This is a genomic window from Streptomyces aureus, assembly GCF_000725495.1.
GTDB lineage: Bacteria > Actinomycetota > Actinomycetes > Streptomycetales > Streptomycetaceae > Streptomyces > Streptomyces aureus_B.
The window spans coordinates 1-15,213 of sequence record NZ_JNZD01000006.1 but is presented as its reverse complement, the minus strand read 5'-3'; the positions used below and the strand labels follow the sequence as shown (position 1 = coordinate 15,213).

Genomic DNA, 15,213 nt, shown 5'->3' with positions numbered 1-15,213 from the left:
AGAATTGTTCGCAGGGAATAAATCGTGAACCATGTGATGCGGAGGGCCAGCGAACTGGCCTTGGACGAGACGACGGTCACCGTACTTCGAGCCGGGCTGAAGGCCACCGCCGACGAGGTCGTCCAGGCGATCATCGACGAGGTCCCTCCCTACGCCAACGCCCTCACGGGCCACATGGGCGCCACCATCCGCCGAGCCGTCCGCACCGCCCTGGGGCACTATCTGGACCTCGCGAGCGGGAGCGCCACGGGCGGTGACGGCGGTGACGCGGCCTACGAGCTGGGCCGCGGCGAGGTGCGCGACGGGCGTTCGATGGACGCCCTGCTCAGCGCCTACCGTGTCGGTGCCCGCGTGGCCTGGCGGTGCCTGGCAGCGGGTGCCGTACCCGCGGGTCTGCCCGCCGCCGAGGTCGCCAAGTTCGCCGAGCTGACCTTCGCCTACATCGACGAGCTCTCCGCCGCAAGCGCCGCGGGCCACGCCGACGAACTGGCCGCCCGGGGCCGGGACCACGAGCGCCACCTGGAGCAGCTGGCCCGCGACCTCCTCGCCGGCGCGAACCCGGATGTGCTGCTGTCCTCCGCTCAGCGGGCCGGTTGGCAGGCTCCGGTGTCGCTGACCGCGGTCCTGCTGCCCGCCGCCCAGGCCCGCCCCGCCTACCGTGCGTTCGACCCGAGCACCCTCGTCCTGGACGATCTTCCGGACGCCACCGGTGTACTGCTCGTCCCCGACGCCGACCGATCCCATCTCCTGCGGCAGCTGGCCGACCGCACCGCCGTGGTCGGCCCGGCCCGGCCGTGGACCCGTGCGTGCGCCTCGTACGAGCGGGCTGTCCGCGCGCGCTCCCTCTCCTCCGACATCCGCGACACCGAGGACCACCTGCCCGAGCTGGTGCTGAGCGCCGACGTGGACGCGTTCGCGGATCTGCGTGCCCGAGCCCTCGCACCGTTGCGGACCTTGCCTGTCGCGACCGCGCGGCGGCTGGAGGAGACGTTGCGGGCGTGGCTGCTGCACCAGGGCCGGCGGGACGAGGTGGCGGCGGCGTTGTTCGTCCACCCTCAGACCGTCCGCTACCGGATGTCGCAGCTACGGGAACTGTTCCCGGACCTCGCACTGCCGGAGCGGGTCCTTGAACTGACGCTGGCGGTCGGTCCTCGGGTCGGCTGAGGCGTATGTCGACCGTCCACCAGGGCGATGTGCCCGCTCACGCCGGACCGGGGTGCTCAGGGGCTATGCGGCCCAGGCGGCCTCCAGGAGGGTGCCGAAGGTGGCGGGCTCTCGCCCGATCAGCTCCGCCAGCGTCGGGTCGACGGTGGTGAACTCGCCGTTCCGTGCCGCGTCGAAGATGCTCACCAGCAGGTCGGACATCGGGGCCGGGGCGCCGTGCGCCAGTGCCTGCTCGCGGAAGGTGTCGTCAGGGATGACGGTGCGGGTGAAGGACCGCCCGGTGGCCTGGGACGCGATCCGGGCGACGGCGTCGAAGTCGAGCGCCGTCGCCCCGGTCAGCGGCGGGGTGGGTCCTTCGAAGCGGCCCTCGTCGGTCAGGATCGCCGCGGTGGCCTCGGCGAGGTCGTCGTGGCCGGTCCAGGCGAAGGGGCCGTCGGCGGGGAGGGCGATGTCGCCGGTCTGGCGGGCGGGCTCAAGGAATAGCAGGGCGCTGAACGTATAGAAGCCGTTGCGCAGCGCGGTCCACGGCAGGCCGGTCGCACGCAGTAGGTCCTCGGTCCGGGCGTGGTCGCGGCATGCCGTGAAGCGGGAGTCGTGGGCGGCGCCCATCTGGCTGGTGTAGAGGATGCGGCCGGCGCCGGCCTTCACGGCGGCGTCGACGGCGGTGCGATGGCCGGCGACGCACTCCTCGCCCGTCCGGTCGAGGGAGACGAGAAGCACCTGCTCGGCGCCCTCGAAGGCGTGCACGAGCGAGGCGGGGTCGTCGAAGTTGCCCTGCCGGACGCGGACGCCGCGGTCGGCCAGATCCTTCGCCTTGCGGGGGTCACGGACGCTGACACCGACACGGTCGGCGGGGACGCGCTCCAGCAGGCGTTCGACGGTGCGGCGGCCGAGCTTTCCGGTGGCTCCGGTCACGATGATCACGGTGTTCTCCCGACGCTGTTTCCAGTGGAATCACTTCGACGGTAACACTGGAATATCGATGGAATCAAACCTTCGATATCATCGGTTCATGGCAACGCGCGACACCACCGACAGCCCCCGTCACCGCATCGTCGAGGCGGCCGTCGAGCTACTGGAGAACGGCGGCCCGGAAGCGGTCAGTACCCGCGCGGTCGCCGCCGCGGCCGGGATGCAGCCGCCCGCGATCTACCGCCTCTTCGGCGACAAGGAGGGGCTCCTCGAGGCCGTCGCCGAGCACGGCTACGCGCAGTTCCTGGAGACCAAGCGCGCACAGCTCGACCCCGACCCGCAGGACGCGGTGGAGGAGCTGCGCCACGGCTGGGACCTGGTGGTCGAGTTCGGGATCTCCCGCCCCGAACTGTTCGCGGTGATGAACAGGGCCACCGGCCGGGGCGCGGACATGGCACACCGCGCGGGCCTGGAGATCCTCCACGGCCGGGTGCGCCGACTGGCGGCCGGGGGATGGCTGCGGGTCGACGAGGAACTGGCCGCCCAGATCATCCAGGCCACCGGCCGGGGCGCGGTCACCACCTGGCACTCCACCCCGTCGGACCGCCGCGATCCGGCGCTGCTGACCGCCCTCCGCGAAGCGATGGTCACCGCCATCACCCGTACCGAACCGACGGTCCCCGCCACGGAGAACGGCCCCGCCGCGGCGGCCCGCGCACTGCGCGCCGCCCTCCCCGACGACGCCGATGTCCTGAGCGCCGCCGAACAGCACCTGCTGCGCGAGTGGCTGACCCGCCTGACAGCGTCCGGTTCGCCCTGAGGGGCCGAAGTCGTCAGCTGTCGCGTGTGCAGCGGCCCGTCGCGTTGGCCGACGGGGGACGGCACTGGAGGGGGAGGTCGGCGGGATCGGTGCTCAGGTAGCGGCCGATGCAGGCGTTCGCCGTGGTACGTCCGCGCTCGGCGCAGAAGGAGAGCGCGGCGCGGCCGTCGGTGAACGGGCCCGGCGCGTAGATCACCCAGTAGCCGGGGCGCAGTGAGGCGTAGTCGTCGCTGCGCAGGTAGAGCGCTTCGGGCACGGTGCCACGGATCTGGCTGAGGCGCTGGTCGCGTGCGCCGGAGCCCGAGGAGACGGGTTCGGAGTACAGCTGTGCGATCCAGCGGCCACGGTCCACCGGGGCCGCGGACTGCTGCGACACGCTCGGTGCGGGGGAGGAGAGGGTACTTGGCGTCGGGTCCGGACTGCGCACCGGATCCGGGCTCGCCGGTCGCGTGTGAGGGGCCGATGTGAGCTGGGCAGGCGTGGTTGTTCCAACGGCTGGGCCTGCGGCCGGTTCGTTGTCCTTGCGCGTCTGGAACGCCAGCACCAACGCGGTCACCGCGACGACGGCCAGGACCGCGGTCACCGCGAGGAGCGCCGGCGTGAGATGGCGTGTCGGAGTCACCTGCCGGGGGATGTCCACATGCGTGGGGGTCGCCTGGAGGACCAAGGGCGGCATTCGTGCCGCCGTCATCGTCGGCCGATGCCAGCTCGACAGGGTGCCGGCCTCTACCTGTGCGAGCATCGCGTCCAGCTGCTCGGCGCCGGGGCGGGCCGCCTGGTCCCGTTCGAGGAGGGCCTGTAGGACAGGAGCCAGAAGTCCGGAGCGTACGGGCGGGGGGACCGGCTCTTCGAGGACGGCGGCGAGAGTGGCGGCCGTGGTCGCTCGGCGCAGTGGGCTTGTGCCCTCCGTGCACACGTACATGACCAGCCCGAGCGACCACAGGTCGGAGGCCGGGTCGTCGTCGCGGCCGCGGATGCGTTCGGGAGCCATGTACTCCGGGGTGCCGATGATCTGGTCGGTCGCGGTCAGTGCCGTCGAGCCCTGGAGGGCGGCGATACCGAAGTCCGTGAGGGCGGCGCTGCCGTCGGGGCGGATGAGGATGTTCGCGGGTTTGACGTCACGGTGGTGGATGCCGGCGGCGTGCGCGGCGCGCAGGGCGGAAAGCAACTGGCGGCCGATGCGGGCCGTCTCTGCCGGGCTCAGCGGACCCGCGTCGACGCGCTGTTGGAGCGAGGTGCCGGGCACGAATTCCATCACGATCCACGGATGGGGCTCCGCCTCGATGACTTCGTGCACCGTCACCACGTACGGGTTGCTGAGCCGGGCCAACGCCCTTGCCTCACGCATGACCCGTTCCCGTACGGTGTGCGAGGCGTCCGCGTCCTGCCGCACCGCCTTGAGGGCCACCTCACGGTGCAGCACGGTGTCCATGGCTCGCCATACCGTTCCCATCCCCCCGCTGCCGACCCGTTCGATCAGTTCGAAGCGTCCGTCGACCATGTCCCCCGGTGTCATGCGGGTCAGACTAGGACAACAGGGGACACGAGGTGGCCAGTTCAGGAGGAAGCCGCGGGCGGAACCGGGGAGGCAAGTGCGATCACCGCCCCGCTCGATCGCAGGGTCGCGGGCCGATCACCGCTGCGGGGCGTTCAACAGCGCTTCGGGCAGATAGGCGGATCGCGTGCCCAACTGCCAGCCGTGGGCGAGGCAGGCGAGGGTTGCCAGCGTGACAGCTCCCAACGGCAGCAGCGTCCGGGCACCCGGGTCGTCGCCGACGCTCTCGCGGTGGGTCACGAGTCTTTCGTGCAGGGCCTGCTCGAACTCGACCTGGTCGTCGTCGAGGAGAACGCGCAGCAACCGCTGATCCGGCGTCAGCGTCCCGGCCCTGTCGAGCTGCTCGGCGCTACGCACTCGCTCGGCGGTGTCCGGCTTGGCCAGCGGCACCGGGCCGGGGAGTGCGCCGGGGTAAGGACCCTGGACGACGGTCAGGTAGCCGCACAGCGCGTCCATCTCCGCGAGGTCGGCCGGATCGGACACCGACTTCCGCTTCGAGTACGGGACGCCGTCGCGGATGGCGGGCGCGTAGTCCTCGCGCAGCAGGGGACCGATCACGCGGTCCCGCTCGCCTATCAGGCCGCTGATCACGGACCACGCGAACGCGTCCGTCCACGTCCGCGCCGAGGTCACGGGGGCAGCCGGCTCCCACTCCTCCTCGTAGTGCAGTTCCTCGCTGGTGAGTGTCTCCGTCACGAGCGGGAGGGGTACCGAGAAGTCACCGTCGGGGAAGCACGCGAGGCTCAGTACGCCCATGGCGCACTCCGCGGCTGTGACCAGGGCGGTGCGCGACTCGGGTGCGCCCAGGGCGGGATCGGGCACGGTGCGCGCGGCGATGTGGTCGGCCAGTGCCTCGCCGAGTTCCCTCAGCCCTTGCCGCAGCGGCAGGTCGCCGTACCGCATCGTGTGCCATCGGTCGAACGCCCGACTCCGCATGCCGGCAAGAGCCTGCTCGATCCGCTGCTCCGCGACTGCGTGACGTGTAACTTCCTTGATCGCCATGCCTGCCATCCTCGCAGGGCCCACTGACAACGCCCTCCTCAACGCTTCGCTGCCGGTCCCTTCCGAATCCGCTCGAGGACCCGGCCCTGACCAGCCCTGTGATCTGCGGGGCAGTCAAGTAGTTTGAGAATGCTGTCCTTTGGAGGGCCTCAGATGAATTGGTCTTCGCGAACGGTGGGACGGCGACGCTTGTGAAAACGGGGGACGGGGATATGAACGAGGACGGACTCGACGGTCGGCTCAGGTCGGCGGTTCAGGCCGGGGACGCCAAGTCGGTGCGGGAGCTGCTGGACGGAGGCGCGAATCCGGACACGGTCGACGCGAACGGGCTGCCGGTTCTGTGCGCGGCGGTGGCGGCGTACGACGAGCCGGTCGCCGAGGCGTTGGTGGAGGGCGGCGCGGACCCCGACCATGTCCTGCCCGACGGGACCACACCATTGTGGCGCGCCGTCGACGGCGGTTCGCCGGCGATCTTCTCGGCGGTGCTGGGCGGGGAGCCCCGGCTGCGGCTCTCGGAGTCCGCCCGTGAACGGTTGCTCGTCCTGGCCCGAGGATGGTGCGAGACGGGCGCGGCCGAAGAACTGCGACGCAGGGCAGGCGTGCCGAATCAGGCCCGGACGGTCCGGGTTCAGGACGGTGAATACGACTGGGTCGATCAGGTCTCGGTCGGCGGCCTCGTCGTGCGGGCCGGCCACGCTGCCGTCCTGACCTCTCTGGAGTGGGCCTTTCGTGTTCTGACCCCCGTCGACGAACTGATCGCCCGCGCTGTCGAGCAGCCGGACGATGAGCATGTGTGCTGGTCCACGGTCAGATGGATCCTTGCCGAGCGTCGCAGCTTCGAGACCTGGTCGGCCGTGGTGGCCCATCGTCACCACCCGGACCGGGCGCACCGCCGGTTCGTGCTGGCCTACCTGCGGGCGCGAGGGCTCTTCGATTCCAGCCCCTACTACGCGAAGAAGGAGAACGAACTCCTGGCCACCTGGGCAGCCGAGGAAACGGACAGCGAGGTTCTCGCGAAGGTGCTCGACATTTTCACCGAGCAGGAGCATCCGGACCACGAGGCCATCGGCCTTCGCTACGCCGGCCATCCCGACCCGCGCGTGCGCCGCGAGGTGCCCTACGCTCTTTCCGGGGCCGGCGGTGTCCGTACGCCCGCGGCCAGGGCCGCACTGATCACCCTGATGAGTGACCCGGACGCTGGGGTGCGGTTCATGGCCTGCACTGTAGGCATGCCGGAAGCCGACCTCCTCCCGGAGATCACTCGGGCGCTGCTGTTGCTGGCATCAGGGCCGGCCACCGACATGCGCGGTGGCGTCGCGGCGGCGCTGGCCGGCTCTCCGGACCGTTCCCCTGCCATCGCCGACGCACTGGTGGCGTTGCTCGACGACGACGACCAGATCGTGCGTCTGGAGGCCGCCTACGGTCTCGTCCTGCGCGACGACCCGCGTATCGCCGAGGCGATCGAGCGGGTGGGGCCTCTCGGAGACGGTTTCGAGCACGACCATCGGGCCGACGCGCTCTGGCGGTGGAGATGGCAAAAGGAGAAAGCTGCCGGCGAGTGACGACAAGTCAGCGTGAGCATCTGCCCCCGGGACAGCTGTTGCAGGCCAGGCCTACGGGCCACGCTCCTGGTCGTGGTGGTGCGATGCGGAGCGCTGCCGCGCTGGCGCCGCCGGGTGGCCGGGCCCTCAGGGGGACAGCGGGAGCCCGCCACACCTTGCAACTCGAAGTCCGGCTGCCGAGTCGGTGTCCGTGACCCCTCAGCCGTGCTTTGAGGGGCCGGGCAACCGCTCGTGTCGTCGGATCGGCCCGTAACAGGCGCCTGCTGCGTGTGTGATCAAGGCCCAATATCGATCGCCGAATGACCAGTGCCACCACTCCGTTGGGTAGTTCACCAAGCTGGCGGCCGTCAGCGCGCGCCCCAAGATGGCCCGGTGGGTGCGCGCCTGCTCACTGATCCCGGCAGCGTCGGTGTAGCTGGCGCCGGCGCTTTCCTCCGGAGTGGCGTTCATCGCCGTGCCCATATCGAGTTCGCGCCCGTCCGTGTCCACGAGCGTGAGATCCACCGCTGCGCCCGCGCTGTGCGGCGCGACCTCGGGTGGTGACACGAAACGGCTCGTTGCCGACCGGATCTCCTCGTCAGTCCATCCTGGCCGCTCGGCTCGGAGCTTCGCCGCATAGTTCTCGAAATAGCGGCGCTGCAGCACTGGGGGACGATAGCCCTCGACCACCAAGAATCTCAGGCCCGCCGGAAGGTGCGCCTGCGCCTGCCGCAGACGTTCCAGCACACTCTCACGCAGGTAGTAGAAAGCGTCCGAGTCGCTCTGCTTTCGTGAGTCCACAAGGAGCGCACCGCCGCTTCGGACATCGACCAGCGGCTCACCGCACTCGTGCACGGGGACGGCCGCGACGCGTGGATCCGACATCAAGATGATCTCGCTCATCCTGTGATGATCTCGCAGGTGCCCTCCGAGCGACCAAGGGCCACAAGGTCGGCCAAGTACTCGGCGAGCAGGGGAGAGCGCCCGTTGGCCGCAGGTGCGGACGGGTGGTGTCGTCGGGCTGGGCGGCGGTCAGACTGTTGCTCTCATGAACTGGTGGGCGCCGCGCAGCGTGGTGCTTAGGTTCCGCTGGGTGGCTCGGCTGTCGAGGCGTACGTCGAGGGCGCCGGGAAGTGTGCTGCGGGCTCGCAGGCCGGTCGGTAGCCGGGAGGCGTCCAGGCCGTCACGCCTGGCGATGAGGATGCCGAGCCCGTGACGGCTCACAGCGTCGGACCCCGCGAGATGGTGGATGCCGGCCGCGCCCCTGTCTGAGGCCAGCTCCAGGAGGGCGGCGGCCAGATCGGCGACGTGCACCGGGCAGCGGACGTCGTCGGTGAACAGGACACCTTCGCGGGTGCCGGCGGCCAGTTCATGAACGACGCGCTCATGCACGGAACGTCCATCGCCGATGATCAGCGAGGTGCGGGCGACGACGGCCTCCGGATATGCGAGAAGGATCCCCGTTTCCGCGGCCGCCTTCGCCGCCCCGTACGGGGTGACGGGATCGGGGAGGCAGGACTCGTCGTAATCGACTCGGGCGCCGGAGAACACCGCGTCGCTGGACACGTGGACCAGGCGGCATCCGTACTTCGCAGCCGCCATCGCCAGCCGGACGGGCCCTTGAGCCGTCACCGCCCAGTCGGCGTTGCCGCTCGATACGTTGACGACAACATCCGCGCCGACCTCGGCCATGACGGCGTCCAGCCGTCCGGGATCCCGCAGGTCAAGCGGGTGCCACGAGACGTGGGAAGAGGTGCCGGGCCTGCTCGCGTAGGTCGCGACCGTCGCGTGCCCGGCCGTGGTCGCCTGCCGGATCAACTCGGTGCCGAGGAAGCCACTGCCGCCGATGACCAAGACCTTCATGACGCGACACGGTAGACCGTCCCGGCCTGGCATCGGCCACAGCACTACAGGGAGGCGCTGGAGGAGGCCGACTGGAAGCCGGTGACGGCCGGCCCAAGAGAACTCGGGAGAACACCCCTGCGATCATTCGGCATGACCTACGACCTTGCCGTCTGGGAGGGAGAGCCTCCGCTCGACGACATCCAAGCGGGCTCCACCTATGACGAGTTGTACGAGCGGTACCTGGAGTCGGGACGGTGCCGTGCCCCCGTCAGCCACCAGTCATCGATGTGGCCAGCAGTGAGCCGTAGCCTCACGCCATGAGCGACGCAGTCGAGGCCGAGGATGCCGTCAAGAACCGCTGTCTGAGAGCAGCCCGCATTCTTGCTCCATGCGTGAGCTACTTCGTAGAACGGGTCTCGTTCGGGGCTGTAGATGACGGTGTCGGTGTGGATGTCTTCCTCAGAGAGGGGCCCCACAAGCCAGACATCGTCATCTCGCTCACCTATCTGCACCACTTCGAGACAGGGGACCCGACCGCGGTCCAGGGCTCCTTCATCGACGACATCATGGTGGACCACCTCCCGCGGCTGCCACACCCGTGGCCTGACGATGCCATCGGTCTCATCGACCGCTCTGCCGATCTCCCCGCGTTGGTGCGGCTGCGGATCGCAGGGCCTGCGAAGGTCGATGTCGTCGCATCCGCCCTTACGGTCTACACCGCGTTGAGCGACGACGAAGCGAGCATGCCGCTCCAAGGATCAGCAGGGCACAGGACGACCGTCAGCGACTGATGCCATCGAGCTACGGATCGGAACGAGTGCACAGCCGGTCAGCGGCCCCTGGAGGAAGCCGTGGGTCTCTGGACTTTGTGCTGATGGCAGTGATCTTCGGACTCTGGTTCCTGTCCGGTTTCGATCTCGAGCCGGAAAGCACCGTCAAGACGTCCCTTGTGGGGTTACCTGGCCGTCGCCAGCGCGGTCGGAGTAGTCACCGATGCGGCGGCCGTGACAGCCGCATGGGTCGACGCCGTCGTCACTGTGATGACCCAAGCCTTCATGGCTGTTTTGAGTTTCATGATCTACATGGGTGGGGGCCAGGTCCAGGCTCACCAGGATCAGTTCTGCCACGACGTGCCATCAGCGCCCAGCTGCAAGGGCAGTGGCCGAACCGGTGGGTGCTGCACCTCGCCTCGTGGCCATCGTCGGGGCGCGGCCGGCGGTTGGGTCCACTACGAGTTTTACCGGCTCCAAGGGGCGACGCGGCCCCGTAGTAGCCTCCGATCAACACCGTTGTGACCCTGGAGGCTCCGTGGCCGATGTCGCTCTCACCGCACCAGATCGGCTGTGGTCCGCGGAGGAGGTCCTGACGCGTCCCAGCCCGGTGCCGGCGGCAGCTGGGGTTTACGGGTGGCACTTCGAACAGGCTCCCTCAGCCGACCTCGATGCAGGGCGCCTGCTCTACGTCGGAATAGCTCCCCGGTACATGGCCAACCGGACCAGCACGCAGAACCTGCGCAAGCGGGTGCGGTATCACTACCGGGGCAACGCGGCCGGATCGACCCTTCGCCTCACGCTCGGTTGCCTGCTGGGGATAGAGCTGCGTCGGGTGGGCCACAGCGGTACACGAATGACTTTCGGCAAGGCCGGCGAGGCCTGGCTCAGCCAGTGGATGGTGGCGAACGCCCGAGTGTGCTGGATCGAGCACGACGAGCCGTGGACTCTGGAGTCGGAACTCATAGCTCAACTCGACCTGCCGCTGAACCTCGACCAGAACCGCCACAACCCGTTCCACAGCCGCCTCAAGGATCTGAGGTCCCAAGCCCGGGAGCGAGCACGTGAGTTGGCTGTCAGCTCATAGACCGTCCGTCGGTCTGGTCTCACCAACTGAGCTGCACCGAGGGTGAACCATCGCGTTAGGCGTCAGCCGGAGCTGGATGCGCCGACGTGCTGCGTTGCGAACGCGGCGAGTTCGCCCCCGCTCAGCGAGGAGTGTGAGGACCTCGGCTGAGGTGACGATCTGTGCGGCCGAGGCTGTGCGCTGGAACCAGTCGGATGCGGTGGTGAGCTCTTCGACGGTCCATGGCTCGTCCAGCGCGATTGCCCTGAGCAGGGTCCACTCGCGCAGACGGCGGGTGAGGAAAGGGCGGTCCCCGATGACCGCCGCCATGTTGTGGCCCCACGCAGTGAACGCCGGGTCGGTCAGCAGTACCGAAACCCGGCACTCCAAGTGGCGGTTGACCGCGGCCTCCGCCATCGACATGACCGGGTCGCGCAGCACCGTGGCCACCAGGGCGGCTTCTTCCGCAGGCGAGACGCCTTCCAAGTCCTGCAGGTAGCGGCGGTAGCGGTGGTGTTCGGCAGGTTCCTCGTCGAAGGGCTCGTCACTCACGCGGCGTTCCCCTCCGGCCGCTCGACCAGCTGGCCACGTTCGAAGCAGACGCCGGCCCGGACCAGCGCGACACGGTGGGGTGCGTTGACCGGGCACCAGCGAGTCTGCGCGAACTCGACTAGTTTGAAGACCGCGGGCTCAGGATCCACGTTCTCGCCTTCGGCAAGCCACAGCAGGTGCGCCGGCCAGAAACCAGGAAGGCCGAGCCACTCCTCATCGACCGCTAGAGGGTCGTCCTCATGTCCAGGGATCACCACGCCACCATCCTGACATCTCACTACCTAGCTCCTGGCATGAGTGTCCGACGCGGAGACAACGCCGACGCACGGCGGCGAACGACTGCGGGCGCCCCGGACCGCAGCAGCAGGTGAGGGACACGGCAGCGCAAGCTGAAGTGCCCAGTAAGGGTTCGCTCGGGCGAGGAGGTCATCATTCTTGTCTCGGCGTCGCGGTCGGCCCGGACTACGCGATGGTCGGGGTATGGCCTCTGAAGCCGGTGCTGCTCCGGTGATGAACACGGCTGGACTCTTTGCGGTTGATCAGTTCCCGCCACGGCAGAGCGCAGTTGATTCCTGCGCGTGCTGGTACCAGCATGCGTCGATCTCCCGTCCGTCGCCCAGGGTGAACCGTGTCGGTCCTGGGGCAGCCGTAAAGCCGACTGCCGCGAGCGCTCCCCGAGAGGCACTGTTCGTCGGCTCCGCGCCCGCTCGCACGACCTTGATGTCGAGATGTCGGTGACCGAGCTGGACGGCCGCGCGGAAGAGCTCGATGCCCAGTCCTTGCCGACGGTAGCCCGGGGCCAACCAGCCACCGATCTCGCCGGATTTCAGGTTGATGATCGTCGCACCCGCATATCTGCCGTCGGCCGCATGCACGGCGGTCAGCTGGACGAAGCCATCGGAGCCCGGCTCCAGCCTTCTCATCATCTTCAAGCGGTCGCGCGCCTCGAACCCTGATAGGTCGTCATCCGCGCGTATGGACAAGAACAACTCTCGCGTGTCCGCGTGCTGCACAAGCTCGTCATCCCTGGACCCCAGCCAGCGCTGCGCCTCGGCGTCGGATCCTGCCGCGGCAGAAGCCATGACATCCAGGGCGATGACCGGCGTGTAGAGCAGCAACCGTTCGCTCCGCAACACGTGCCGGCCCGCACCGCACTTACCGCGTATTGGGGGGTGAAGCGGTTCAGCAGGTCGGCGAAACAGTGGTTTCCACATCATGCCCCGCACCAGGAGGAAGACAGCTGAAGCGGTGCTCCAGCATCGCGCGATGGCCGAATATAGCCTGTCCCCGCAGGTATCCGTCAGCTTGGTCGTCGGCACCGGCCCGACGCTTCACAGAGGGACTTCCCCGGCCCTCGACCGGTGTTCGGAACATTCTCAGTGCTATGGGATGAAGGCGGGGTCGATGCCCATCGCGGCGATGCCCTCGCGCACGGTCTGGTCGAAATGCCTGATCTCTGCCACGAGCACTTTCCAAGCTACGGGTGAGGTCCAGAAGCCCGGCGTCAAGGTGGAACCGATCCGCCAGCCCCCATCGGAGTGGACGATCCGGATCATTCCTTCCTCGGCCTGCATCGAATCAAGCCCGAAGGCTTCGTGACCGGCAGACGGGCTCTGGAGCCAGAGCGCCAGGTGGTACGTGAGCTCGGCCACCGGGAACGCGGCCTCGGACCACACCTTCCGCCCCTGCTCCCAGAGGGACAGTTCCGCCTCGATGTCGAGGAGCAGCACCTCCAGGGGCGCCTCCTGCGGAGTGAGGCCGCGGCGGGGCAGGTCGGACAGTTCAAAGTTCCGGCATACGATCTGCATCGCCCGACCTCCATGAGTTCTGAGGCCGGCTTGGTGTGAGGGGCGAGGCCGTTCGACGCCGTACCGCACTGGACCGACCAAGAGAGTGCGCTGAAAAGGGCCCGAACGTCAAATGGCTGGGCAGGCGGCGCCACCACGGCTTCGAGCAGGCGCACGGCACGGGCCTTTGCCGCCCGCCCGACACAATAGACGGCGCTAAAGGTTCCCAGAGTCACTGCGACAGGCTGGCGACAAGTTCCTCACGGCTGTTGACGCCGGTTTTCCGATAGATCGCTTTGAAGTGATCGTTGACGGTGTGCAGGGAAAGATCCAGGCTACGGGCTATCTGTTTGACGGCCAGCCCAGTGAGAGCACTTCGGATGACCGCCTGTTCCCGCGAGGTGATTCCGTACAGGACGGCCGCGGCGGGCAACAGGACGTCGGAGGATGCGGATTGGATGGTCACCGCTACACCGCCGGAGCCTGATGCGTCGAGTGGCTGGGCCTGCAGCACGATCCACCCGTCCGGGCCCGGTATGCGGCTCAGCGGTTGGCGGCCCGGTTGCCGTGCGGTGATGGCGATGTTCCAGATATGCGCGAATGTCTCTCCCTTGTCTTCGGCCTCGATGTCGGGAACGAGCTTGCGCATCCAGTCATGGCCGGTTTGGGTGACCGCCATTATCTTGTCGTTCCCGTCGATGACGACGACGCCGGGCGGGGGAGCGCTGCGGACGGGGCGGAGGAATCGACCGGCAAGGTACCGTTTCAGCGCCGCCGCGATGGAAGGGGACAGTCGCCCGGCGGTGAGCGCATCGGCCGGCGAGAACGGTCTGCTGCCACTTCCTCTCAGGAGCACCAGCAATCCCCAAGGCGTCCCCTTGATGCACAGCGCGACTCGCAGCTCGCTGCCGACTTCGGTCGCGTTCATCATCTCCAAGTGCTGGAGGCTGTGCCGTCGCGCACGTGGGTCTGATCCGAGCACGGTGGCGAGGCGTTCCTTGCTGACCAGGTTGGTCAAGGTGTGCCGGTCGTGTCCCAGGACCTCCGCGGTTTCCAGCGCGCGGTAGAAGGATGCTCCGTAGCCGTGTTCCTTGGTCAGGAAACAGGCGGCACCCGTGATCGGGTCCACTCCTCGAAGCATAAAGCCGTCGTGGGATATGAGCGGTGCGAGGTTCTCCGAGATCACCTTGCCGAGCTCGGAGATGGTCGTTGCTTCCGCGGCTGCCGATAACAAAGTGTGGGAGATCAGCTTCGCGTCCGGAATCATGCAGGCAGTGTGGTTCAGCGTGTGCCCACGAGCAAATGGTCTCCGCATATTGGCCGACCGGCAGCGATCCTTGGCGCATATGAGTCAGCCCTCACAAGAGTGGAATTGGAGGCTTCGATTCCCGGCCTTTCCCCGCGGTCGCCCGGCCCTGAGTTTCTCAGGACCGGGCGACTCGGGTTCATCCCGTCAGCACTCCGGAATGTCCCCACTGTGGAAGGCTTCGTTGCTGTCCACGTACGCCCCGTAGGTCCACCCCGTCACGAAGAACTCCTGGCCGGTGCCGGCCGTGTACCGCTCGGAGACCGTGTGGTACCAGACGTTTCCGTGATTGTCGATGTTGTCGCCGCGGTCCCAGCAGTCGGCGATGATCGCGTCTCCGAGGCGCAGGTCCGGGATGCCCACCTTGCCGAAGCGGGTGTGCGGCCTGTTGTAGACGCCGACGCCGTTGCCCTCGGTTACGTGGATCAACGCGTCGGCCGCGGACGCACTGCCGGTCGCCAGCGCCAGCGCACCGGCACTGAGTACCGCGACGATGGCGACACGACGTCCCTTGATTCTCTTCATGATTGCTTTCCCCCTGATCGCTGTCGGCGATGCGCTGCCGAGCGGCGCCCCGACTTCTGGAGCACATCGAGGACCTTGCCTTGACCGGGGAACTGAACGAAGCCCCCAGAAGTGGGGGGTTGACAGGATGCCTCCGCAGAATCGGCCAAGGACCGCAGAGCTTCCTGCTCCTACGTGGCGGCGGCGTTCCGCTCGCACCTGATGCGCGCTGGCTGTCGACCCCCTCGCTTTGGCTCTGGCCGGAGCCAATGTGCGGCGCTGCTGCGATACGTATCAGCGGACGTCGACGTAGTCGGTGACCTTGGTGCTGGCGAGGTAGTGGTCTCCGGTCTGGCGGCTGTAGGCGACGGCCCAGGTGCCGTCCTGTT

General features: G+C 68.3%; 16 protein-coding genes and 1 pseudogene. 6 read left to right on the top strand and 11 right to left on the bottom strand.

Annotated elements, in window-relative coordinates; translation table 11 throughout:
• The first annotated feature begins 24 nt into the window (after positions 1 to 24).
• Positions 25 to 1,164 carry a PucR family transcriptional regulator gene (locus IO36_RS12845; protein ID WP_037619590.1) on the top strand — a complete coding sequence of 380 codons (1,140 nt, stop codon included), beginning with the start codon at positions 25 to 27 and terminating at the stop codon, positions 1,162 to 1,164.
• A 63-nt stretch (positions 1,165 to 1,227) separates the two neighbouring features.
• Here the strand turns inward: IO36_RS12845 and IO36_RS12840 are convergent, their stop codons facing one another.
• Complete coding sequence (locus tag IO36_RS12840) at positions 1,228 to 2,088, bottom strand: SDR family oxidoreductase (RefSeq protein ID WP_037619588.1); 861 nt, start codon at positions 2,086 to 2,088, stop codon at positions 1,228 to 1,230.
• Positions 2,089 to 2,176: 88 nt separating this feature from the next.
• Here IO36_RS12840 and IO36_RS12835 point away from each other — a divergent pair, with 88 nt between their 5' ends.
• Positions 2,177 to 2,896, top strand: coding sequence for a TetR/AcrR family transcriptional regulator (locus IO36_RS12835; RefSeq protein ID WP_037619586.1), 720 nt, complete (start codon positions 2,177 to 2,179; stop codon positions 2,894 to 2,896).
• Between the two features lie 13 nt (positions 2,897 to 2,909).
• On the opposite strand, the gene IO36_RS12830 is transcribed toward IO36_RS12835, so the two are convergent.
• Together IO36_RS12830 and IO36_RS12825 are read right to left on the bottom strand one after the other, a co-directional pair.
• Positions 2,910 to 4,412, bottom strand: coding sequence for a serine/threonine-protein kinase (locus tag IO36_RS12830; RefSeq protein WP_245173246.1), 1,503 nt, complete (start codon positions 4,410 to 4,412; stop codon positions 2,910 to 2,912).
• A gap of 117 nt (positions 4,413 to 4,529) precedes the next feature.
• Complete coding sequence (locus tag IO36_RS12825) at positions 4,530 to 5,453, bottom strand: immunity 49 family protein (RefSeq protein ID WP_245173245.1); 924 nt, start codon at positions 5,451 to 5,453, stop codon at positions 4,530 to 4,532.
• A gap of 158 nt (positions 5,454 to 5,611) precedes the next feature.
• Here IO36_RS12825 and IO36_RS12820 point away from each other — a divergent pair, with 158 nt between their 5' ends.
• A complete protein-coding gene (locus IO36_RS12820) occupies positions 5,612 to 7,015 on the top strand; it encodes a HEAT repeat domain-containing protein (protein ID WP_245173244.1) in 1,404 nt (467 codons plus the stop codon).
• A 198-nt stretch (positions 7,016 to 7,213) separates the two neighbouring features.
• Here IO36_RS12820 and IO36_RS12815 read toward each other — a convergent pair whose 3' ends face one another.
• Together IO36_RS12815 and IO36_RS12810 are read right to left on the bottom strand one after the other, a co-directional pair.
• Complete coding sequence (locus IO36_RS12815; protein WP_037619579.1) at positions 7,214 to 7,897, bottom strand: M15 family metallopeptidase; 684 nt, start codon at positions 7,895 to 7,897, stop codon at positions 7,214 to 7,216.
• Positions 7,898 to 8,026: 129 nt separating this feature from the next.
• On the bottom strand, positions 8,027 to 8,857 hold the full coding sequence (locus tag IO36_RS12810) for an SDR family oxidoreductase (RefSeq protein ID WP_037619577.1): 831 nt from the start codon (positions 8,855 to 8,857) through the stop codon (positions 8,027 to 8,029).
• A gap of 299 nt (positions 8,858 to 9,156) precedes the next feature.
• Here IO36_RS12810 and IO36_RS12805 point away from each other — a divergent pair, with 299 nt between their 5' ends.
• The 3 genes from IO36_RS12805 to IO36_RS12800 all read left to right on the top strand — a co-directional run bounded on the left by IO36_RS12805 (position 9,157) and on the right by IO36_RS12800 (position 10,696).
• The gene (locus IO36_RS12805; protein ID WP_063764854.1) at positions 9,157 to 9,630 is read left to right on the top strand and encodes a hypothetical protein; all 474 of its coding nucleotides are present in this window, start codon (positions 9,157 to 9,159) and stop codon (positions 9,628 to 9,630) included.
• A gap of 156 nt (positions 9,631 to 9,786) precedes the next feature.
• A complete protein-coding gene (locus tag IO36_RS49330) occupies positions 9,787 to 10,134 on the top strand; it encodes a DUF6234 family protein (protein ID WP_425535525.1) in 348 nt (115 codons plus the stop codon).
• Between the two features lie 13 nt (positions 10,135 to 10,147).
• Positions 10,148 to 10,696, top strand: coding sequence for a GIY-YIG nuclease family protein (locus IO36_RS12800; protein WP_037619575.1), 549 nt, complete (start codon positions 10,148 to 10,150; stop codon positions 10,694 to 10,696).
• Here the strand turns inward: IO36_RS12800 and IO36_RS12795 are convergent.
• From IO36_RS12795 to IO36_RS12770, 6 genes and pseudogenes are all read right to left on the bottom strand, one after another.
• On the bottom strand, positions 10,691 to 11,227 hold the full coding sequence (locus tag IO36_RS12795) for a hypothetical protein (protein WP_209441194.1): 537 nt from the start codon (positions 11,225 to 11,227) through the stop codon (positions 10,691 to 10,693). The genes IO36_RS12800 and IO36_RS12795 overlap by 6 nt on opposite strands.
• Positions 11,224 to 11,355, bottom strand: a pseudogene (locus IO36_RS48075) (IS256 family transposase); the annotation flags it as partial. The pseudogene IO36_RS48075 and the gene IO36_RS12795, both read right to left, overlap by 4 nt.
• A gap of 411 nt (positions 11,356 to 11,766) precedes the next feature.
• Positions 11,767 to 12,345, bottom strand: coding sequence for a GNAT family N-acetyltransferase (locus IO36_RS12785; protein WP_158997309.1), 579 nt, complete (start codon positions 12,343 to 12,345; stop codon positions 11,767 to 11,769).
• A gap of 264 nt (positions 12,346 to 12,609) precedes the next feature.
• The gene (locus tag IO36_RS12780) at positions 12,610 to 13,035 is read right to left on the bottom strand and encodes a DUF7878 domain-containing protein (RefSeq protein ID WP_245173242.1); all 426 of its coding nucleotides are present in this window, start codon (positions 13,033 to 13,035) and stop codon (positions 12,610 to 12,612) included.
• A gap of 211 nt (positions 13,036 to 13,246) precedes the next feature.
• Positions 13,247 to 14,281 (bottom strand): helix-turn-helix transcriptional regulator, encoded by a 1,035-nt coding sequence (locus tag IO36_RS48070; RefSeq protein WP_245173240.1) that lies wholly within the window; start codon positions 14,279 to 14,281, stop codon positions 13,247 to 13,249.
• Positions 14,282 to 14,467: 186 nt separating this feature from the next.
• Positions 14,468 to 14,845, bottom strand: coding sequence for a hypothetical protein (locus IO36_RS12770; protein WP_037619569.1), 378 nt, complete (start codon positions 14,843 to 14,845; stop codon positions 14,468 to 14,470).
• Positions 14,846 to 15,213 lie beyond the last annotated feature (368 nt).